The 21,868-nt window shown below is 49.4% G+C and carries 19 protein-coding genes; 10 read left to right on the forward strand and 9 right to left on the reverse strand.

Annotated elements, in window-relative coordinates; translation table 11 throughout:
* The first annotated feature begins 3 nt into the window (after positions 1 to 3).
* From JK216_RS02035 to JK216_RS02050, 4 genes are read left to right on the forward strand one after another with little or no spacing between them, the layout of a single operon-like run.
* The gene (locus JK216_RS02035) at positions 4 to 540 is read left to right on the forward strand and encodes a GNAT family N-acetyltransferase (protein WP_212711230.1); all 537 of its coding nucleotides are present in this window, start codon (positions 4 to 6) and stop codon (positions 538 to 540) included.
* Complete coding sequence (locus tag JK216_RS02040; protein WP_212708507.1) at positions 533 to 1,459, forward strand: amino acid ABC transporter permease; 927 nt, start codon at positions 533 to 535, stop codon at positions 1,457 to 1,459. Before JK216_RS02035 ends, JK216_RS02040 begins: the two co-directional genes overlap by 8 nt.
* Positions 1,459 to 2,238, forward strand: coding sequence for an amino acid ABC transporter ATP-binding protein (locus JK216_RS02045; RefSeq protein ID WP_212711171.1), 780 nt, complete (start codon positions 1,459 to 1,461; stop codon positions 2,236 to 2,238). Before JK216_RS02040 ends, JK216_RS02045 begins: the two co-directional genes overlap by 1 nt.
* A 49-nt stretch (positions 2,239 to 2,287) precedes the next feature.
* Positions 2,288 to 3,157, forward strand: coding sequence for an ABC transporter substrate-binding protein (locus JK216_RS02050; protein ID WP_249212979.1), 870 nt, complete (start codon positions 2,288 to 2,290; stop codon positions 3,155 to 3,157).
* Between the two features lie 77 nt (positions 3,158 to 3,234).
* On the opposite strand, the gene JK216_RS02055 is transcribed toward JK216_RS02050, so the two are convergent.
* The 3 genes from JK216_RS02055 to JK216_RS02065 form a co-directional block, all read right to left on the reverse strand.
* On the reverse strand, positions 3,235 to 3,420 hold the full coding sequence (locus tag JK216_RS02055; protein WP_212708510.1) for a hypothetical protein: 186 nt from the start codon (positions 3,418 to 3,420) through the stop codon (positions 3,235 to 3,237).
* A gap of 113 nt (positions 3,421 to 3,533) precedes the next feature.
* A complete protein-coding gene (locus JK216_RS02060; protein ID WP_212708511.1) occupies positions 3,534 to 3,866 on the reverse strand; it encodes a DUF1622 domain-containing protein in 333 nt (110 codons plus the stop codon).
* Positions 3,867 to 3,937: 71 nt separating this feature from the next.
* Complete coding sequence (locus tag JK216_RS02065; RefSeq protein ID WP_212710536.1) at positions 3,938 to 4,510, reverse strand: HdeD family acid-resistance protein; 573 nt, start codon at positions 4,508 to 4,510, stop codon at positions 3,938 to 3,940.
* Between the two features lie 302 nt (positions 4,511 to 4,812).
* On the opposite strand from JK216_RS02065, the gene JK216_RS02070 reads away from it, so the two are divergent.
* The 3 genes from JK216_RS02070 to JK216_RS02080 all read left to right on the forward strand — a co-directional run bounded on the left by JK216_RS02070 (position 4,813) and on the right by JK216_RS02080 (position 7,623).
* A complete protein-coding gene (locus tag JK216_RS02070) occupies positions 4,813 to 5,064 on the forward strand; it encodes a DinI-like family protein (RefSeq protein ID WP_212710535.1) in 252 nt (83 codons plus the stop codon).
* Positions 5,065 to 5,294: 230 nt separating this feature from the next.
* Positions 5,295 to 6,923, forward strand: a complete 1,629-nt coding sequence (locus tag JK216_RS02075) for an ABC transporter substrate-binding protein (protein ID WP_212709592.1) — start codon at positions 5,295 to 5,297, stop codon at positions 6,921 to 6,923.
* 121 nt (positions 6,924 to 7,044) lie between these two features.
* On the forward strand, positions 7,045 to 7,623 hold the full coding sequence (locus JK216_RS02080; protein ID WP_212709591.1) for a GNAT family N-acetyltransferase: 579 nt from the start codon (positions 7,045 to 7,047) through the stop codon (positions 7,621 to 7,623).
* Positions 7,624 to 7,689: 66 nt separating this feature from the next.
* Here the strand turns inward: JK216_RS02080 and oppF are convergent, their stop codons facing one another.
* The 5 genes from oppF to JK216_RS02105 all read right to left on the reverse strand — a co-directional run bounded on the left by oppF (position 7,690) and on the right by JK216_RS02105 (position 13,269).
* The gene (gene oppF / locus JK216_RS02085; RefSeq protein WP_212709590.1) at positions 7,690 to 8,697 is read right to left on the reverse strand and encodes a murein tripeptide/oligopeptide ABC transporter ATP binding protein OppF; all 1,008 of its coding nucleotides are present in this window, start codon (positions 8,695 to 8,697) and stop codon (positions 7,690 to 7,692) included.
* Positions 8,694 to 9,698, reverse strand: coding sequence for an oligopeptide ABC transporter ATP-binding protein OppD (oppD, locus tag JK216_RS02090; RefSeq protein WP_212710533.1), 1,005 nt, complete (start codon positions 9,696 to 9,698; stop codon positions 8,694 to 8,696). Before oppD ends, oppF begins: the two co-directional genes overlap by 4 nt.
* 11 nt (positions 9,699 to 9,709) lie before the next feature.
* Positions 9,710 to 10,618, reverse strand: a complete 909-nt coding sequence (gene oppC / locus JK216_RS02095; RefSeq protein ID WP_212711173.1) for an oligopeptide ABC transporter permease OppC — start codon at positions 10,616 to 10,618, stop codon at positions 9,710 to 9,712.
* Positions 10,619 to 10,633: 15 nt separating this feature from the next.
* On the reverse strand, positions 10,634 to 11,554 hold the full coding sequence (gene oppB / locus JK216_RS02100; protein ID WP_212711174.1) for an oligopeptide ABC transporter permease OppB: 921 nt from the start codon (positions 11,552 to 11,554) through the stop codon (positions 10,634 to 10,636).
* Positions 11,555 to 11,628: 74 nt separating this feature from the next.
* Positions 11,629 to 13,269, reverse strand: coding sequence for an ABC transporter substrate-binding protein (locus JK216_RS02105; protein ID WP_212710532.1), 1,641 nt, complete (start codon positions 13,267 to 13,269; stop codon positions 11,629 to 11,631).
* A 924-nt stretch (positions 13,270 to 14,193) separates the two neighbouring features.
* On the opposite strand from JK216_RS02105, the gene cadB reads away from it, so the two are divergent.
* Both cadB and cadA read left to right on the forward strand, forming a co-directional pair.
* On the forward strand, positions 14,194 to 15,495 hold the full coding sequence (gene cadB, locus JK216_RS02110; RefSeq protein ID WP_212709556.1) for a cadaverine/lysine antiporter: 1,302 nt from the start codon (positions 14,194 to 14,196) through the stop codon (positions 15,493 to 15,495).
* Positions 15,496 to 15,520: 25 nt separating this feature from the next.
* A complete protein-coding gene (gene cadA / locus JK216_RS02115) occupies positions 15,521 to 17,659 on the forward strand; it encodes a lysine decarboxylase (RefSeq protein ID WP_212711231.1) in 2,139 nt (712 codons plus the stop codon).
* 209 nt (positions 17,660 to 17,868) lie between these two features.
* Here cadA and pgaB read toward each other — a convergent pair whose 3' ends face one another.
* On the reverse strand, positions 17,869 to 18,966 hold the full coding sequence (gene pgaB, locus JK216_RS02120) for a poly-beta-1,6-N-acetyl-D-glucosamine N-deacetylase PgaB (protein WP_212711175.1): 1,098 nt from the start codon (positions 18,964 to 18,966) through the stop codon (positions 17,869 to 17,871).
* 476 nt (positions 18,967 to 19,442) lie between these two features.
* Between pgaB and pgaA the strand changes: the two genes are divergently transcribed.
* Positions 19,443 to 21,851, forward strand: coding sequence for a poly-beta-1,6 N-acetyl-D-glucosamine export porin PgaA (gene pgaA / locus JK216_RS02125; protein ID WP_212711176.1), 2,409 nt, complete (start codon positions 19,443 to 19,445; stop codon positions 21,849 to 21,851).
* The last annotated feature ends 17 nt before the right edge of the window (positions 21,852 to 21,868 follow it).

The raw sequence follows: 21,868 nt of genomic DNA on the forward strand, positions 1-21,868 counted from the left end.
ATGATGACAGCGACCGGCTTTCGGATTGTTTCTCCTGATGCACAAGAGTTACAGCCGATTCTTAAAGGGTTATTTGCTGAATACGGACAGCGTTATGGTGACTATTTCCGCGGGCATCATCAAGAAGAACCGACGGATTATTATCTGGCCCCGCGCGGACTGTTTCTGGTACTGGAGCAGGACGGTGAAATTATCGGGACCGGGGCATATAAATATTTAGACGATCATACGGCCGAAATAAAACGTATCTGGACGCGGGCATCATTACGCGGACAGGGGATTGCACAGCGTATGGTCACCCGACTGGAACAGCATGCGAGACAGGCCGGTTACCGTGCTTTGTATCTGACCACCGGGTTTCGTCAGCCGGAAGCGGTCGCGCTTTATCTGTCGCTGAATTACCAGCCGGGCTTTGATGTCCGGCGGGATTTTGAAGAATACAGCCGGCCGCCGTATGACGGACGGCTGAGGTTTACAAAATCGCTGGTTACCCCGCTGGCCGCGGTGGTACCCCATTACGGAGCTAACAGCCATGTCTGAGTCACCTGTGTCGAAAAAAGTCGTACCGGTCCGTTATCCATGGCGTATTGCCGGCACCCTGGTGTCGGTACTGATTTTTGCCGGAATTATTCAGTCGGTCGCGTTTAATCCCCGTTGGGAATGGGGGGTATTTGCGAAATGGTTTTTTAATCCGGTGATCCTGCAAGGCCTGGGACGTACCTTACTGATGACCCTGGTCAGTGCATTACTGAGTGTGGTGATCGGCGGTGCTCTGGCACTGGCCCGGCTGTCGTCATCCCCGTTACTGAAAGCGCTGGCCTGGGGCTATATCTGGCTGTTTCGTTCTCTGCCGCTGATTGTGGTGCTGATTATTTTGTATAACTTTTCTTATCTGTACGACACCCTGTCGCTGGGTATTCCCTTCACTCCCTTTAACTGGGGACATTTTCAGACGGTGAATGTGCTCGGGCAGTTTCAGACGGCAGTGATCGGGCTGACACTGGTACAGAGTGCGTATACGGCTGAGATTATCCGCGGCGGGTTCCAGTCGGTTGACTTTGGTCAGTATGAGGCGTCGGCAGCTCTCGGGTTACCCGCATGGCGCAGAACCTGGCGGATTATTCTGCCACAGGCATTGCGGGCCATCTTACCGACAGGCTTTAACGAGATTATTGGTCTGGTGAAAGGCACCTCAGTGGTTTATGTACTGGCAATGCCGGAACTTTTTTACACGATTCAGATGATTTATAACCGTAACCAGGAAGTGATTCCGTTACTGATGGTCGGAGCCAGCTGGTATCTGGTGATCACCAGTGTACTGGCCGTGCTCCAGTTGCTGGCAGAGAAAATGCTGGCCCGCAGTGAGCGTAAAGCTGTCTCTGCTGCCGTCCCCCGTCGTTCGCGTATCTGGTCGCGGGTCGCTACCCAGCGCCGTGGTCTGTCAGAGGAGGTCTCCTGATGTCAGTGAATACCGATAAAAAAGGAAAGATTTCTGTCAGCGGCGTCAGTAAATCGTATGGTCAGTTCCGGGCGCTGGATCACATTGATCTGGAAATTCCGCCGGGATCCGTCACGGTGATCATCGGACCTTCCGGTTCAGGTAAGTCAACCTTGCTGCGTACCCTCAATCGGCTGGAAAAACCGGACGAGGGCTTTGTCCGGCTGGATGATGACTATATTGGCTATCGTGAGAAAAGCGGTAAATTGTATGAATTACCGGAAAAAGCATTGCTTAAACAGCGTCTTAATGTCGGCTATGTGTTTCAGAATTTTAATCTGTTCCCCCATATGACCGTGCTGGACAATATTATTGAAGCGCCGGTAGTACATAAAAAGCTGTCACGCAGTCAGGCCAGACAAAGGGCGGAAGCGTTGCTGACGATGGTCGGCCTGCAACAGAAAGCGGATGCCTGGTCACGTCATCTGTCCGGGGGACAGCAGCAGCGGGTGGCGATAGCCAGGGCACTGGCACTGCAGCCAAGGGTATTATTATTTGATGAACCGACCTCAGCCCTCGACCCCGAGCTGGTGGGGGAAGTGCTGGACGTTATTGCCAGGCTGGCAAACTCCGGGACGACGCTGGTGATTGTCACCCATGAGATCGGTTTTGCCCGCCAGATAGCTGACCAGGTGGTGTTTATGGTTGATGGAAAAATCGTCGAGCAGGGCAGCAGTGAACAGGTGCTGAACAATCCCCGTCATACGCGGACGCGTAATTTTTTAGCCAGTGTTCTGTAAGGAGAAATCCATGGGGTATCAGCCGGTTATTTGCTCACTGATCATCGGGATGGCTGTCAGCAGCGGGGCCCGCGGGGCAGCATTACCCGATCTGCAACAGAATCAGACCCCGATACACACCCCGCTTAACCGGGCGGCGGTCGCACTGATACCGCCCGGCTATCATTTTGCCAGACCGGGGGAACTGACGGTGGCGATTTCTGCACAGAATTCCCCGCCACTGGCCCTGCTGGCGGATGATAATCAGACACGGATCGGCAGTGATCCTGATATCGCCAGGCTGCTGGCTGATAGTCTGGGGCTGAAACTGAATCTGGTCCCCGTCAGCTGGGAAAACTGGCCGCTGGGTATCAGCAGTGGCCGCTATGATGTGGCGCTGGTCAATATTGCGGTCACTGAACAGCGTAAACAAAAATATGATTTTGCCAGTTACCGGACTGATTCTCTGGCGTTCAGTGTCCGGAAAAACAGCCCGATCACCCGTATCAGTAAGGCAAAAGATATTGCCGGATTAAAGGTAGTTGTCGGTTCAGGCACTAACCAGGAACGGATTTTACTGGACTGGAATCAGCAGAATATTAACCGGCACTTACCTTCGGCAACCCCTGTCTATCTGACAGATGATGCGGCGGATAATCTGGCATTACTTTCCGGGCGGGTGGATGTTATTTTCGGGCCACAGGCAGCCGCAACCTATAAAGCCGCGCTGACCGGTCAGACGCGGGTTGCAGGCACGGGGCCGGTACAGGCCGTGGTGGCAGCCACCACCCAAAAAGGGAATAAACTGGTGTTTGCGGTGCAGGAAGCCCTGAATGGTGCTCTGCGTAACGGCACCTATCAGCAGGTAATGAACCGCTGGGGGTTACAGGATGAAGAGATTACTCATTCGCAGGTGAACCCGCCGGGCATCACTTATTAAGCAGGCAGGGGAAAGATATGCGGGGCTCTGCTGATACAGAGCCCCGCAAAATACGGCTGATATAACAGCGGTCTGTATTACTTATTATGGTTTTTTCTGTGAAAAGCCAGACGTTCTTCAAAGAACTCTTTCAGCTCACCTTCCAGCCCGTGTATTTTTTTCTTCAGCTGATTCAGAAGAAATTCATCACTGTTCATATTTTCAATCTGCATCATCGCCAGTTCATCGACATAGCGTTTTTGCTCCGAAGTCAGTTTGGTCATCAGTCTGCGTCTCTGTTACTCGTATTGTGGACGGAAATTTCCGTAAATGATGCTGCTCCAGTGGTCTTCTGCAGCAGCACAGGTCTGTAAATCACAGTGCGTTACCGCCGGGATTATTTTTCCTGCGGCGCATGTTCCAGTTCCTTTGCCAGGAAAAAGTTCAGGAAGGTACGTATGACGGCAATGATCCCCAGTTTAATCAGACTGTCCAGATCAGGGTCGACCGTTGTGGCGAGGATATCTGCAGCTAACTGGAACTCCAGCGCCATCGCCAGCCAGTTACCAAAGCAGTAACGGGCAGCAGCCCCCCCTCTGCCGCGGCACAGTACCCGCAGTGTGCGCAGTAATCCGATAACCACACAAATGACCGAAATCGTTTCCAGTGCTAACTGGAAAAAATGCACACAACTGACCAGTCCTTCACGCCAGTAAGTTAAATCCCACATCCCGGACCCCGAATTGATTGTTATACCCTGCGTTTAATACTTCCCTGTCAGCGCGCTGCTGACGACACGCGTTATTTTTCTGTGCGGAATAGTGCCGCAATCTGAAACAGGGCAAAAGAGCTGAACAGCATTTCCAGGCCGACAACGACGGTGACCAGCATAAAGGACATTTGCGGGCCGGCGGTCAGCAGGATCACGGCAATAATAATATCGAGAATACCGACAATAATTTGCAGCCAGCCAGCGTTATGACCCCGCAGACGGAACCCGGCAGACAGACGAATAATCCCGCCAACCGCGAACAGTACTGCCAGGATAACAGACATGGCCATAATGCCTGCCACCGGACTGCGGATAAAAACATATCCCATAATCAGATAGGCAATCCCCAGCAGGATCCCGCCGAGCATTGGCCCGAAATTATGGCTGCGGTTGGCGATCATCCCGATAATCAGGCCGACGCCACTGAGCAGAAACATCACGCCGGCAAGGGTGCTTAAGGCGACCCCGGAAGCAAAAGGATTGACCAGACAGAAAATCCCCCCGGCCAGTAACAGGCAGCCGGTGATCAGCAATAATACCCGCTGTTTTTTAACAACATCCTCATTCAGACTCAGCAACTGTTTACGGTCGATATTTAACATGCATCACTCCTTTCAGACATAATCAGACTTCTCCGGTTTACGCTTAACTATAGACTAATCAGCCAGAGACGATGGTCTGAGTGATTTTTTTACGCCCGCGGCGGGCTGCGTCATAATCAATAACATTATCTGTCGCCAGTCACCTTTCAAATCAGCCAGATATACACCTATACTCAGTAACGTCGGCCTGTCTGTATACAGGGTGCCGGGCCGTACTGACCAGTTTATGTCCTGGCCGTTATATTGTCTGAATAGCTGATAAGTGCCCTCAGGTTAACGGCCTCAGAGCGGAGGAAGTGTGTATGGAGATTAAAATCAGTATTGCCGGGACGGATATTGCAACGCTGTCCGGACAACAATATGAAGCCTTTACTTCAGAACTGCGTGTCCGGGTACATGAAGTTTATCCCCAGAGTCAGTTACTGATCCTCAGAGAGGGTGATGAAACCCGGTGTATCGCTGATGGTTTTCATCAAAATGAACATGTCAGTGTGGTGGTTAATGAGCTATTGCAGGATGTCCTGCTGCACGGTTACTGGCGTAAACCCGGCTAGTCTGTCTCTGGTCTGTCTGCCGGGTCACCGGCAGTCGGGTTAAAGGCCGGGATCTGCCTGCGATACACCCGTCATTTCACCGCGACTGTGCTTCGCATGTCGCCGGTAAATCTGCAGTCAGAGGATTTTCCTCTGACGAATTATCTGTAAATACTCTTATATTTTAATAATCCGGGGCAGTGTGATATTCATAACCTCATAATTATTAATAAATAAGTAAGGGTATATTTATGCAAGGACAATATTCATATCTTAATAAAATCCGGCTGTCGATGGTACTTGCCGGACTCTGCGTTTCACCATTGGTGATGGCGGCGACTGTGCCCGCCGGGACATCGCTGGCGACCACCCAGAACCTGGTGCGCGGTAATGGTGCCGAGCCTGCAACCCTCGACCCGGACAAAGTGGAAGATAACAGTTCGATGGCTATCATCAATGACTTGTTTGAAGGGCTGGTCAGAGTGGATGATAAGGGGATCGTCACTCCGGCACTGGCCGACTCATGGCATACCAGTGATCATAAAACCTGGATTTTTCATATCCGGCCCGGCGCCCGCTGGTCTGATGGTTCGCCGATTAGTGCACAGGATTTTGTCTACAGCTGGCGCCGGTTGTCGGCACCTCAGACCGCATCTCCCTATGCCTCGTTCACTGCGAATGCCCATATCCTTAATGCGCAGGCCGTCATTGACGGAAAAATGCCGCCTGACCAACTGGGAGTGTCTGCCCCCGACAGTTCAACCCTGAAAGTGGTCCTCGATCAGCCGGTATCTTATTTCCTGCAATTTGTTGCTCATCCGTCACTCTTCCCTGTCAGTGAAAAAGACGTGGAAAAATACGGTGATACCTGGACGCAGCCCGGCCATATGGTCAGCAGCAGTGCCTATCAGCTCACGGACTGGGTGGTTAATGAAAAGGTGACCCTGAAGCGTAACCCGCGTTACTGGGATAATGCACATACTGTCATTAATCAGGTGACGTTTTTGCCGGTCAGTGACAGCAGCGCAGAACTGAACCGTTATCTGGCCGGTGAGATCAATATTACCTCGACAATCCCGGCGATTGATTTCAGCCGGATGAAAAAAGAAAAACCGCAAGAGGTGTTTGCTGCACCGGAACTGAGCGTGTTCTATTTTGATATTAACAGTGGCCGGGCACCGTTTAATGATGCCAGGGTCAGACAGGCCCTTAACCTGGCCCTGAATAAAGATATTATCAGTGAAAAAGTGCTGGGAATGGGGCAGAAAGCGGCCTGGACGGTGGCACCGTTGTCTATGGGCGGGGTCAGTATCACCCCCCCGGCATGGGCAGGCTGGACCCCGGGCCAGAGAATTGCCAAAGCCCGTGAGTTACTGAAAGAAGCCGGATATAGTGCCTCCCGTCCGCTCCGTTTCTCTGTGCTGTATAATAACAATGCAGATAATCAGCGTATTGCCATTGCCGCTGCCTCTATGTGGAAAAGCGCCCTCGGGGTCAGTGTGACGCTACAAAACCAGGAATGGAAATCGATGCTGGATACCATGCATCAGGGACAGTTCCAGCTAGTACGCTATACCTGGGGGGCGGATTACAATGAGTACTCCACGTTTCTGAATACCTTCCGTAGCGGTGACAGCAATAACACCGGTAATTACAGTAACAAAGCTTTTGATCATGAAATTGCTGCCGCACAGCTGGCGCAAACCCCGGCAGAGACCGCTACCGATTACCAGAAAGCGATGGAGATTGCCGCCAATGACGCGCCGGCGATCCCCGTTTTTTATGGTGCTCAGGATTATATGGTTAACCGCCGGGTCGGGGGATTTGCGCCTTCATTACTCGGTTTTTATTACACCAAAGATTTATATCTTAAGCAGTAAGTGTGCTGACCGGTGCCGGTCCTTGCGCTCAGAGGGCAGACCTGGTGCCGGTTATACGGAGACGCGGATGTTTCAGTATATCCGTATGTTGTGACATGATTTTTCCTCAGAAGGACTTCGAATGACAACGCCGGCGTTAGAAACATCGCGTCTGTATCTGCGTCCGCTGCAGGCCGCTGATGCCGTACAGATCCAGTCGGTTTTCCCCCAATGGGAGATTGTCCGCTATCTGGCGGCACGATTTCCCTGGCCATACCCGCAGAACGGGGCGGCAGATTTTGTGAATACTGTCGCGTTGCCTGAAATGGCACGTGGCCATGGCTGGTTCTGGTCGATCCGGCGCAAAGAGGATCCGCAGGTGCTGATTGGGGTGATCAGCCTTTCGCTGACCCCGGATAATAACCGTGGCTTCTGGCTGGATCCCGGCTGGCAACGGCAGGGATATATGACAGAGGCTTGTCAGGCAGTGACGGATTTCTGGTTCTTTACCCTTGGACAGGAGGTGCTCAGGGCCCCGAAAGCCAGTCTGAACAGGGCATCAAGGCAGCTCTCCCTGAACAGCGGTATGCGGCTGATCGCTACCGGCACGGAACATTATCTGGCCGGAGAACTGGCGTCTGAACTGTGGGAAATTACCCGTGAAGAATGGATTGCCTTCACGGCACAGTCGTCGCCGGAACAGGGCGGGCCGGCCGGATAACCGTTTGCTGAGGGTGGAGGGATGGTAAGCAAACGCCGGGGAACCCGGCGTTTGGCTGGCCTGATATCAGAGAATTTCGGCCTTCAGGCAGGCTACCGTATGTGTTTCTGGTCCGCGGATATCCGGACGGTTTGCCCGGCAATGATCATCAGCCAGCGGGCAGCGGGTCGAGAAGACACAGCCGGCGGGCGGATGAATCGGTGAGGGCAGTTCACCCTCCAGTAACTGAATGGTTTTATTACGCTCCAGTGCCGGGTCCGGCAACGGGACTGCGGTCATCAGTGCGCGGGTATAAGGGTGCGCCGGGACGCGGTACAGCTGCTGATATTCGCCGGTTTCTACCGCATGGCCCAGATACATTACCATCACCTTATCGGAAATATGTTTTACCACCGCCAGGTCATGGGCAATAAAGATCAGAGCCAGACCCATTTCACGCTGTAACTTACGTAACAGGTTCACCACCTGCGCCTGGACAGAAACATCCAGCGCCGACACTGGTTCATCACAAATCACCAGTTTCGGTTCCAGGATCAGTGCCCTGGCGATGCCGATCCTCTGGCACTGTCCGCCGGAAAATTCGTGGGGATAACGGTTGATCATATTCGGCAGCAGACCGACTTTTTCCATCATGGCCTGAACACGCTGTCTGATTTCGGCACGGGAGGGACGCGGTCGCTGACTGCGCAGGGGCTCAGCAATAATATCGCCAACGGTCATCCGCGGATCAAGGGAGGCGAGGGGATCCTGAAAGATCATCTGAATATCATTACGGGCAGCCTGCCAGTCAGCAGCCCCTTTTCCGGCAAGCTCTTTACCCATCCAGCAGATACTGCCTTCGGTGGCTTTAACCAGCCCGATAATAGCCCGCGCCAGGGTAGACTTACCGCAACCGGACTCTCCGACGACTCCGAGGGTTTCCCCCTGATGCAGACGGAAACTGACCCCGTCGACGGCTTTCAGGTGCTGAGGTGGCTGCCAGAACCACTGTTTTTGCTGTTTAATATCAAACCAGACTTTCAGATGGTTAACTTCAAGCAACACCGGTCTCTGTGGCTGATGTTCTGTGATCATTGTAATTCCTCCGGCGTTCTGTGGCAGGCGCGGATCCTTCCCCCGGCACCGGACAGGGGCTGCGGTGAGGTGTCACACTGAGCAATCGCATACTGGCAGCGTGGCCGGAAGGGGCATCCGCCAGGTAAATTAAGCAGATTCGGCGGGTTACCGGGAATGGTACGCAGCTCTCCGTCATCCCGGTCAAGACGCGGAACGGCCTGTAACAGACCGCGGGTATAAGGGTGTTGTGGTTCGGCAAACAGGGCATCGGTGCTGGCATATTCCATCGTCCGCCCGCCGTACATAACCAGTACTTTATCGCAGCCGCCGGCCACGACTCCGAGGTCGTGGGTAATCAGGATAATAGAGGCAGAAAATTCGCGTTTCAGCTCGTTGAGCAGAGTCATGATCTGTGCCTGAACCGTAACATCAAGCGCGGTGGTCGGCTCATCAGCAATCAGTAAACGTGGCTGACATAACAGTGCCATCGCAATCATCACCCGCTGACGCATGCCCCCGGAAAATTCGTGAGGGTACATTTTCATCCGCTGACGGGCCGCCGGAATTTTTACGGCATCCAGCATTCTGACACAGGCCTCAAAGGCATCATGACGGCTCATACCTTTATGCAGCCGCAGCACCTCAGTCAGCTGGTCACCGGCTTTCATATAAGGGTTCAGTGAGGTCATCGGGTCCTGGAATATCATCCCAATCTGTCCGGCTCGCAGTTTATTCAGCTGTTTTTCCGGCATATTCACTAACTGCTGACCGTTAAATAAGGCGGATCCGCTGACTTTACCATTACGTGCCAGCAATCCCATTAAAGCGAATGCGGTCTGGGATTTTCCTGAACCAGACTCTCCGACAATGCCTAAGGTTTCGCCCTCATTCAGCGCAAAGTTAAGGTTGTTCACTGCCGTCACCTCACCGTCATGGGTGGTAAAAGTGACCCGCAGATCATTAACGGTCAGCAAGGCGGGGGTGGCATTACCGGCAGTGCTTAGGTGTTCAATTGTCATTCCCTGGCTCCTTAGCGATCTTTCGGGTCGAGGGCATCCCGTAAGCCATCGCCGATAAAGTTAAAACAAAACAGTGTGATAACCAGAAAACTGGCAGGAAACATCAGTAACCACGGAGAGACTTCCATCGAGTTTGTACCGTCACTTAACAGCGCTCCCCAGCTGCTTAACGGCTCCTGGGTACCCAGCCCGAGGAAGCTGAGAAACGATTCAAACAGGATCATCCCCGGGACCAGCAGTGAGGCATAGACCACCACCACACCCAGCACATTGGGGATGATATGGCGGGTGACTATACCGCCGGTGGATACCCCTGCGACCCGCGCGGCTTCGATAAACTCTTTGCCTTTCAGGGCCAGGGTCTGACCACGAACAATACGCGCCATATCCAGCCAGGACACCATGCCGATAGCGACGAAGATCAGCAAAATATTGCGGCCGAAGAAAGTGACCAGCAGGATCACGAAGAACATAAACGGAAAAGAGTTCAGGATTTCCAGCAGACGCATCATAAAAGTATCGGTTTTACCGCCGACATACCCGGCAACTGAACCGTAGAGGGTACCGACGACGACGGCAATCGCTGCTGATGCTATCCCGACCATCAGAGAGATACGTCCGCCGATGGCGACACGTACCAGCAGGTCACGTCCTGAGGAGTCGGTGCCGAACCAGTGGCCCGATGCCAGATCCGGTGCCGCAGACATCATATTCCAGTCCGTATCATCATAGGCAAACGGAGACAGCATCGGGGCGAAGATCACAAACAGAATGATCACTGATAACAGTAACAGACTGATTAATGCTGCACGGTTATGGAGAAAGCGTCGCCCCGCATCCTGCCACAGGCTGCGGCCGGCAATCACGTTATCGCCGGTAATGTTTTCACTGAATTGCTTATTCTTTTTAAATAAAATCATTATAGAGTCCCGCCATCAGTAACGAATTTTCGGGTCGATGACTGCATATAAAATATCGACGATAGCGTTAAATACGATGGTTAATACTCCCACCAGAATTGTCAGGCTCAGCACCAGTGAGTAATCCCGGTTCAGTGCACCATTGACGAACAACTGACCGATGCCCGGTAAACCAAAGATGGATTCGATAACCATGGAGCCGGTGATAATGCCGACAAAGGCAGGCCCCATATAGGAGACAACCGGTAACATTGCCGGGCGCAGGGCATGGCGAAAAACGATCCGGCTAAGGGGCATCCCTTTAGCCCGCGCAGTGCGGATGTAATCTGAATGCATAACTTCAATCATGGAACTGCGCATAATACGGGCAATACTCGAGATATATGCCAGTGCCAGGGCAATCATCGGCAGTAACACATACTGCCACTGACCCCCGTTCCAGCCACCGCCCGGTAACCACTTCAGGGAAATCGCAAAAATCAGTACCAGTAAAGGAGCGACCACAAAGGACGGGATAACCACCCCGGTCATGGCCAGCCCCATCACTGCGTAGTCAATGAAACTGTTCTGCCGCAGTGCGGCAATAATTCCGGTCGCGATACCGAAGATCAGTGCGAAGCAGAACGCGGCCAGCCCCAGTGAGGCAGAAACAGGGAAAGCCTGGCCGATCAGATAATTGACGCTGAAATCCTGGTATTTAAAGGAAGGGCCGAAGTTACTGTGGGCCAGTTGGATCAGATAATCGAGATACTGTTTACCGATAGGGTCATTCAGATGATAACGGGCCTCGATATTCGCCATCACTTGCGGGGGCAGGTTCCGTTCACCGGTAAACGGACTGCCGGGCGCCAGTCGCATCATAAAAAAGGAGATGGTAATCAGTATTAACAGGGTCGGGATAGCCTCAGCTATACGCCGTAAAATGAATTTCAACATTGCGTTACCTTAATTGCTCACCGCTGTTGTCGGGAAAACCGGCCAGTGCACAGGCACAGGCCGGGGCCGATAAATTAATGTTTGATGATATACAGGTTTTTATCGTAGATATGATCGAGAGGATCTTTACCGGTGTAGCCGCCAATGTAAGGTTTCACCAGCCGGGTGTTGGCGTAATAAAAGACCGGCACAATCCCCGAATCTTTGTCCAGAATCTGCTCTGCCTGCTGGTAATCTCCGGCACGCTGATGACTGTCTGTTGCATTGGCGGCATTTTTCAGTGCCTGATCAAAAGCAGCATCAGAGTAGAACGCGGTGTTGTTGCTGTCGCCGGTTTGCATCGTGTTCAGGAAAGCACTGGGTTCGTTATAGTCGCCGCACCAGCCGGCACGGGCCATCTGGTAGGTCCCCTGATGACGGGAGTCGAGATAGGTTTTCCATTCCTGGTTTTCCAGTACCACGTTCACACCCAGATTTTTTTTCCAAAGGGAGGCGGCGGCAATCGCCAGTTTTTTATGCAGATCCGAGGTGTTATACAGCAGGGTAAAGGTCAGGGGATGCCCCGGGCCATAACCGGCTTCCTGCAGCAGTTTTTTTGCGGCGTCGTTGCGCTGCGCCTGCGTTTCTTTATACCAGGCTGGCTGGATGACATCGATACCCTGAGTCGCCGGGTCGGTCAGGCTGTAAGCCGGGGTCTGCCCCTGGGCCAGTACTTTATTCACGATAATGTCACGATCCAGCCCCAGTTTTATGGCGGTACGGACACGGGCATCATTAAACGGCGCTTTTTTATTATTCAGCTCGTAGAAATAGGTGCAGAGATAGGGATCAACATGCAGATCCTGCGGGTTATCTTTTTTTAGCTTGCGGAACAGTTCGATAGGCAGGTTGTTAAACGTCATATCACTGCCATCGGCAGAGTAAAAACGGTTAACGTCATTGACCTCTGAATCGATCGGCAGGAACGTCACTTTATTAATTACCGTTGCTGCGTTATCCCAGTATTCCGGGTTCCGCACAACCACAATACGTTCGTTAACAATATGGTCCTGAAGGGTATAAGCGCCGTTACCCACCCAGTGTTGTGGCTGGGTCCATTGATCCCCATATTTTTCCACTACCGGCGGATAAACCGGTGACAGTGCGGGGTAGACCAGTAACTGGTCGAAAAAAGGCACGGATTTTGTCAGAGTGACCTGCAGGGTATGGTCGTCCAGTGCTTTTACTCCTAACTGGTCCGGGCTTTTTTTACCGGCCACAATATCATCGACATTTACCACATGGCCGTATTGCAGATAACTGGCATAAGGAGACGCGGTTTTAGGATCCACCAGTCTGCGCCAGCTATAGACAAAATCCTGAGCGGTGACGGGCTCTCCGTTTGACCAGCGGGCATTCTTTCTCAGATGAAAGGTCCAGATCTTACCGTCTTTGTTTTCCCAGCTTTCTGCGACTGCCGGGACAACCTTGCCTTGCGGGTTGACGATTGCCAGACCTTCCAGCAGGTCATAGCTGACATAAGACTCAGGAGAACCTTCAATCTTATGGGGGTCCAGTGACTGAACCTCTCCCCCGTTACCGCGGACAATTTCCTGTTTTGCAGCCAGTGTCACCCCTTGCGGGACATCAGCGGCCTGTGCCCGGATTAATGCCAGCTGACTCATGGCAACAATAATCCCCGCGGCGAGTATTTTTTTATCGGGAGAAAATTTCATTTTACGAAGCTCCATCATTGCGGATTGTGTTTGCTATGGGAAAACCGCAGACCGGCCCTTAGTCTGTTTCCGGGCCTGTTATTTTCCTGGTTACCCTGCCTGTATTTTTTATTTAAAATTAAGTCTGTTGCACCGGTACAGGAACTTTTTATTTTCTGCCATCTCCTGTTTATGATTCATAAAATGAAACATAATCCGTGCTCTGACTGAATTATCATAATAAAAAACTATCTTATGCATTATCTATGCCAGAAGTTATTGTGATAACCGGAAGTTAATTCGTTTTGAGGTCTGTTACCCGGCAAGTAAAGCTGTCATAAACCGCGGTTTAACAGATGATGATCAGAAATTAAACTTATATTGTCAGGCGGGTTATTAATAAACGGAATGCAATGCACCATAAAGGCACAAGCTCACCATAATGGTGACCTGTTTTGGTGACTTCCGGGACGGGGCGCGAATTAAGTCAGATCACCAGCCAGTGTGCCACGCTGAACGGTGACCCCGTAGCTGTCTGCATCACGAGAAACTCTGAAGGCGGCTAACCCAATGGTTAAATGCCTGCCGGTTAACAACTGCTTTTTCTCTGTCTCCATACTTAACATTTAATATCACACTGTTTTTCATGGTATCACTGATAACCGATAAAGCCTCCGTCGAGAATATATAGTAACCGTGAGTGATAATTTCCGTTTTTTCCGTTACAGTCTGTGTTGTTATTTATTCTCGCCGCCGTTTTTTTGATGTAATGATTTAAAAAGCAACAAGTTAAACAACAAAGATAATGTGATCTTTATTATTGTAAAGTATTTGCATCAGCAGAACCATAAACTATATTTAAATATAATTATCAGGAAAGGTAATTACTAATCATCCTGCCTCTGTCTCCGGATAACTCTGTAATTATTTTATGAGGGTATTATTGTGGCTGAAATTAAACAGATTGGTTTAATAGCCTGCATTGGTATTGTTGCGGGAAATATGATGGGCAGTGGGATTGCGTTATTACCTGCTAATCTGGCATCTGTTGGTGCTGTATCTATTTTTGGCTGGGGGATCGCACTGCTTGGTGCAATGTCCCTTGCTTATGTTTATGCCCGGCTGGCAACAAAAGACCCGCAAGAGGGCGGACCTATTGCTTATGCCGGAGAAGTCAGTAAAGATCTCGGTTTCCAGACCGGAGTACTTTATTACCATGCAAACTGGATTGGCAACCTTGCCATTTCAATTACTGCGGTTTCGTATCTGTCTACTTTTTTCCCGCAACTGAATAAACCTGTTCCGGCGGGTATCGCCTCACTGGTGATTATCTGGGTATTTACTTTTATAAATATGCTCGGCGGTTCATGGATAAGTAAGCTTACAACGCTCGGTGTCACGCTTATTTTAATCCCGGTAGTCGGGACCGCAATATTCGGATGGCACTGGTTCAGTATAGATATTTACAAGGCAAACTGGAATGTCTCGTCCCATACAGACTATCAGGCAGTACTGAATAGCACATTATTATGCCTGTGGGCGTTTATCGGCGTGGAGTCTGCTTCTGTCAGTGCCGGCCTGGTGAAAAATCCTAAACGTAATATTCCGGTGGCGACGATTGCAGGTACCTTGCTGGCCGGGATTGTGTATGTGGCCGCGACTCAGGTTATCGCGGGAATGTATCCTGCATCGCTAATGGCGGCTTCCGGCGCACCTTTTTCAGTAACGGCGTCAACCATGGCTGGTAACTGGGCCGGGCCGGTTGTTTCTGCTTTTACCGCAATAGCCTGTCTTACTTCTCTGGGTTCCTGGATGATGCTGGTCGGTCAGGCCGGGGCCCGGGCAGCACATGACGGTAATTTCCCCGCAATTTATGGCCAAATGAACCGCCAGGGGGTCCCTGCAAAAGGATTGTTACTTGCTGCACTACAAATGACAGTTCTGCTGGTGGTTGTCACTGTCATGAATATGCATGGTGGTAAAACATCCTCGGTATTCGGTGACTTAATCAGCATTGCTGTATTACTCACAATGCTGCCTTACTTTTATTCTTGTATCGATCTGATCCGGATGGATGGTATTAATATTAAGAATCTGCTCAGTTTTATTACCGCCTTGTTGGGGAGCCTGTTCTGCTTTATCGCCATGTTAGGATCTGACTCTTTTATACTGGCAGGTACATTTATTACCAGCCTGATTATATTTATGTTCTACGCTGAAAAAATCAGTAAGAATAAATCCGTCTGATATTCTTTTTGAAGAGAGATACGAAATAAATTATATAGCCATTTTAAATGACTCTGATGAGTCTTATAAAAGTAAAGTAATGCTTTCTATCGCAGATGAGTTAAATAGCATTGGGTTTAATACGGATATTTATGATGATGAGCAGGATATGATTTCATCCATTGAAAATAATGCCAGGCTCTGCGGTGTTATCTTTGACTGGGACCGGCATGATTTGGCACTTTGCCAGAAAATCAGTCAGATAAATTCCCGGGTACCCAATTTTGTTTTCGTCAGTAAGAATCATGGATTTGAAATAAAGCTCAGTCAGTTAACTATCAACCTGCGTTTCCACGAATACCTTATCGCGCATATTCCTGATATTGTCATCAAAATGCAGCAAGCCATTGACGAGTACCGGGAGACTATTCTTCCGCCATTTACCAAAGCCCTGTTCAGCTATGTCGGAAAAGAAAAGTATACTTTCTGTACGCCAGGGCATATGGGCGGAACGGCCTTCGAAAGAAGTCCTGCCGGCGCATTATTTTATGATTTTTATGGTGAGAATACCATGCGTTCAGATATTTCTGTCTCTATGGACGAACTGGGCTCATTGCTCGATCACTCCGGACCGCATCGCGAGGCAGAAAATTATATTGCATCAGTATTTAATGCTGATCGCAGTTATATTATTACAAACGGCACTTCAACGGCGAATAAAGTGGTAGGTATGTATTCCTGTCATGCCGGAGGGACCGTACTTGTTGATCGTAATTGCCATAAATCGATAACACATCTGATGATGATGAGTGATATTACACCTGTTTATCTTAAACCAACGCGTAATGCTTATGGTATTCTTGGCGGGATCCCAAAATCTGAATTCAGTCATGAGCATATCGAAGCACTGCTTAAAGCACAAGGCATCGGGCAGTGGCCTTGCCATGCAATCATTACCAACTCAACCTATGATGGCCTTTTTTATAATACGCAGTTTATTAAACAAACACTCCCGGTGAAGTCCATCCATTTTGATTCAGCCTGGGTGCCTTATACACAGTTTCATCCTGTTTATCAGAATAAATCAGGCATGGGGGGCGAACCGGTCAGTGGTAAGCTGATTTTTGAAACACAATCCACACATAAATTACTTGCTGCCTTTTCTCAGGCTTCAATGATCCATGTGAAAGGGGACTTTAATGAAAGTACTTTTAACGAAGCCTATATGATGCATACCTCAACATCGCCCCTCTACAGCATTGTGGCTTCCTGCGAAATATCCGCAGCGATGATGAAAGGTGCCGCGGGCGTAAGACTGATGGAAAAAACGATTGATCTTGCCATCTCGTTCCGGAAAGAAATCGTCCGGTTAGGTAATGAATCAGAAGACTGGTTTTTTGATGTATGGCAGCCCGATAACATCGATGAAGTCTGTTGCTGGCCGTTGAATTCGGTTAATAACTGGCATGGTTTTAAAAATATCGATGACGATCATATGTCCCTTGACCCGATAAAAATTACATTATTAACTCCGGGTCTGGACAGGCACGGTAATCTCGCTGATGTGGGAATACCGGCATCCGTAGTGGCCGGCTTTCTGAGTGAATATGGAATAATTGTTGAGAAAACGGGTCCTTACTCGTTACTTTTTTTATTCAGTCTCGGTGTTGATAAAACAAAATCATTAACGCTGCTCAAGGCTCTGAGCGAATTTAAATATTTTTATGATAAAAATGCGCTGGTGCATGAGGTATTACCTGAATTATTTTCGAAGGATCTTGTTTTTTATAAAAATATGCGAATACAGGCACTGGCTCATGGTATTCATAAACTGATAGTGAAACACAGATTGCCAGAACTTATGTACGAGGCATTTGAAACATTACCGCAGATGGCGATGACACCTCATCGTGCATTTCAACAGGAAATCCTTGGCAACACCTGCGAATGTCTGCTGTCAGAAATGACAGATAAAATAAGTGCCAATATGATCCTGCCGTATCCCCCCGGGGTCCCGCTGATTATGCCCGGAGAAAAGCTTACCGGGCAGAACCGTCCGGTACTGAGTTTTCTGGAGATGCTGTGTGAAATAGGATCTCATTATCCCGGCTTTGAAACAGATATTCACGGTGTGTATCGGAATGACCAGGGAGAGTATATGGTGAAAGTGCTGACTCAGCCTTAAGCATGATTTAATCACCCCGTAGTAACTGCTCGATATCGAGGCCGTATTTTATGATTTCTCATAAAATACGGCCATAGCATTTGTCTTCAGGCGAAGCATTATATTAATGACCGCAGCGTCGGTGCTGATTAATTCCTTTGCCAGAGTACAACGCGATATAACAGAATACATTTTACCGGGAACAGTCGTTCCATGGATGATATAGGTAATTAATCTGATGCCGGTTCGCTGATCAGCGAACTGATACTTTCCGCGGAGGGCTGGTTATTAAAAAAATCATCAGGGTAGTAGCCATAATTTTTAACCCCCAGACGTTGCAGTAATTTAATCCAGTCCGTCATCGTTTGATCCGTTACGGGTCTATCCGGTGACGTATTCCAGTCGACAGACTGTAATTCAATAATTGTGCGTTCAAGGGCATTCTCCCTGCCGGCAATTTTCCTGACAAGGCTGGTTAACCATGCCTGACTGTCTGCAAGTGATACTCCCTCCATCAGTGGCATTGCCATAGGAACGACCCAGTCATAGTTCTCCAAAAAGTCATCCGGGTTTTGCGCGAACCAGGTTTCACTGTCCGGTTCGATGACGGGTAAAGCATAGAGATTACGCGCTGATTTTACGTTATCACCACGGATTGCACGCACATGCGCCATCAGTGTATTGGTGAGCTTAATCAGTGCCTGGCTTTTTAACCGCGTCCAGGTTTGCATGGTCGCGGCATTTTCACGGATAATTTTTATTGACGGTGATAAGCCTGCATTCTGACAGGCTTGTATGGCCTCCGGGCAGGCATCTTCGAAATCAGTCAGAAATGCATCATCGTGGAATAAAATACCGTCAAATAGATTACCAGAGGCAAGGTCCTGATAGATTTGTACAATTTTACTCTCCGCTTCGGCGCTAAAAGGCGAAAGACGCAAATACTGATTCTTATCAGTGAAGGTGTTATCTTTTTTCAGATTATAGGTTAATACTTTCGGTATATCTTCCAGCTGGAAAGCGAGAACCGGCATCCAGGCATAGACATTTACCCCCGCCCGCTGACGTAACCCGTTGCACACCTGACTGAACAGGTCTGCACGTACAGGTAACAGGCTATTCGGGAAATATAATGATTTAATATTTCCGTTACCCTCAGGATCGGCAAAAGCCTGCAGGAAAACAGTATTAACCTTCAGGTTAATAACGCGCTGAATTAATAATTCAGTATTAATTTCCTGCTGTTTTTGATTATCATCAAACACATAATCAAGATCAACATGGACCATATGCAGGTTTGTATCATCGTTAATCATTGTATTGGTCATAACCTCTCCGGGAATTATCAGGCTGAATTAAATTCATTTCAGACTCTGGTTAAATTAATAAATAATGAAAATAAAAAGCCAGCTGGCAGAGCAATATACTGTCAGTCGTCAGAGACGTCTCTTGTAAGGGCAGCCACAGAACAAAAATAATAAAAATTTTAATAAATAAAAAATTCTCATACGTGATGGCAAGGGATGATCTATTTCATTAGTTATTACAAGGTTATTGAAGGTGACTAATGAGAATCTTTACTGTTTATATTCAGAATACTGAAAACGGATTCCATAACAGCCGTGAAGCATAAAACTTGTCGCTGGCCTCCCGCAGACCATGATTGACGGTAGTTGCCGTTTATATCACGAGGAAAATAATTACTTCATACAGAGAAGCAGGTAACAAATCCTCTGGAATGATAAATAATTCTTGATATAATATTTATCATTATTATTTTTTGTTATAAAAAATTTTTTATTATATGCAAATCTTTACGTTAAAACCGAAACTGTTGCTGGTTTCTTGTCTGTTGTCATGCCCGCTGAGCGGTTATGCGCAAACGCAATATGACTCTTTAATTATTCAGGCCCGGGCCGGGAATTATCAGCCAGTACTTAACTGGCTGGCGAAAGAAAATAATCAACGCCGGCTTACGCTCAATGAACGTGCCGATTGGTTACAGGTAGCAAGCTGGGCCGGAGAAGATAAGCTTGTGGTACAACTGTGGCAACAGCCGCAAACGCAGTCGCTGCCAGCGACTGCGAAAATTGCGGTTGCCCGGGCTTACCGTAATCTTCATCAATGGCCACAATCCCTGTCGCTGCTTGAAAGCCTCGGAGCGGGTTCATCGTCAGCCAATGCTGATTTACGTGAGCTATACATAATGACGTTAGCGGATGCCAAAAGAAATGATCAGGCATTAACCCGCGCATTGAAATTTTGTAATGATAAAAAAGATGCCCGCAGCTATTTAACCCTGAGCTATGTTTATCGGGCGATAGGACAGCCGGATAATGCATGGCAGGCAGCGACCAAAGCGTATAGCCTGGATCCGTCAGATAAAGAGATTCGCAGCACCTATATTTCAACATTAGCTGAACAGCGTATTGTCAGTGGTCAGTGGTACGTTTATCAGGCAGCACCGGGGACGATCAGTGAGCAACAGGCGGTTGCGCTTCAGCAGGGTGCCGAGCTGGTGCGTGACAGCCTGGTCAGTGGCCGCAGTGAAGCTGAACGGTTTCTGGTTGCTGATAAAGCGCTGTCGTTCTATCAGCAAAATATTGCTCGCTGGCAGCAACAACCCGGTAATCAGCCGGTGATACGCAGAGCCCGTATTGACCGTATCGGGGCTTATGTTGCTCGCAGTGATATGGCGCAGGCGATTGCTGAGTATGAATCGCTCCGCCAACACGGCGATGTGCCGGCATATGCAGAGAACTGGGCAGGCACCGCTTATCTTTATCAGCGTCAGCCGGAAAAAGCGCTGAGTCTTTGGCGCAATACTCTGGATATGAATAACAGTGATGACGTTAATAGTTATTTTGTCGCACTGACCGAAGCAGAAAAACTCAGTGAAGCACAGCAGTTTGCAGAACAGCTGAGTAAAAAAACGCCTTATCAGATCCCTGTGTATGGGCTGCCGACACGCGCCAATAATGAAGAGTGGTCAGATGTGCAGAGTATGCTGGTCACGGTGTTACGCAATAATAATAATCTGCCTGAAGCACAAAAACATGCCGAAGCATTATCGGAAACCGCTCCGGGTAACCAGTCTTTAGCTGTGGATGTTGCGGACTTATATAATCAGAGAAACTGGCCACGTAAAGCAGAATACCGGCTAAAACGGGCAGAGAGTATCGAGCCGTCCAGTATTAACCTCGAAACAGAACAGGGACAGGTCGCTCTTGGGTTACAGGAATGGCACCAGGCCAGCCTGCTGGCTGATGATGTAATTAAACGTGCGCCTGAAAATAAATCCGCTCAGCAACTGAACGATGACCGGAATATCCGCAATAAAGCTGAGTTAAGTATTGAGGGCGATAAAGGCATTAAATCAGACAGCCCGGTGACCGGCTCCCATGACTTTAATTTGATGGCTGTTTTATATACGCCACCGATTGCCGAAAACTGGCGGGTTTATACGGGGGCGGGTTATGCCAATAGCCGCTTTGAAGAAGGCACCGGGATAGATCGTTCACAGCTGGCCGGGGTCGAATTCACCAATCGTAATAACTGGCTGCAGTTTGATGTCAGTCATCATAATTACGGTCATGGCAGTAAGGCGGGAGTACGGCTGTCAGACTGGCATGATTTTAATGATGACTGGCGTGTCGGTGCTCTGTTCGAGCGTCTGGGCAGCAGTACCCCCCTGCGAGCTATGAAAAATGGCATCTCGGGGAATACGGCCGCCGGTTACGTGCGCTGGCAGCAAAATGAGCGGCGGCAGGTACGGCTGGATATTTCCGGGACACATTTTTCTGACGGTAATAACCGGCAGAATTACAGTGTGTCTGCACAGCAGCGGTTATACAGCCAGGCATACTGGTGGCTGGACTTCACCCCTTCTGTCAGCGCGGGTTATAACAGTAAGCCGGGGGGGGCGTACTACAGTCCTGCGCGGGACCTGACCCTGTTACCGGCATTAAGCCTGGAGAATATTCTCTATCGCCACTATGACACGCAATGGAGTCACAGTTTTTCCGTGGGCGTCGGGCGTTACTGGGAAAAAAATTATCCGGCCCGCCTGATGACAACGATTAGCTACGGGCAGCGATTACAACTCGCGAAAGTCTTCGAAATTGGTGCCTCCGTTAACTGGAGTAAACAACCTTATGACGGCGACAGAGAAAAAGATTTGTCACTGTCATTTGATATGGATTATAGGTTTTAAAACTATGTTATTACGTA

It is taken from the genome of Tatumella sp. JGM94 (assembly GCF_018257595.1).
In the GTDB taxonomy this organism is placed as follows: domain Bacteria; phylum Pseudomonadota; class Gammaproteobacteria; order Enterobacterales; family Enterobacteriaceae; genus Tatumella; species Tatumella punctata.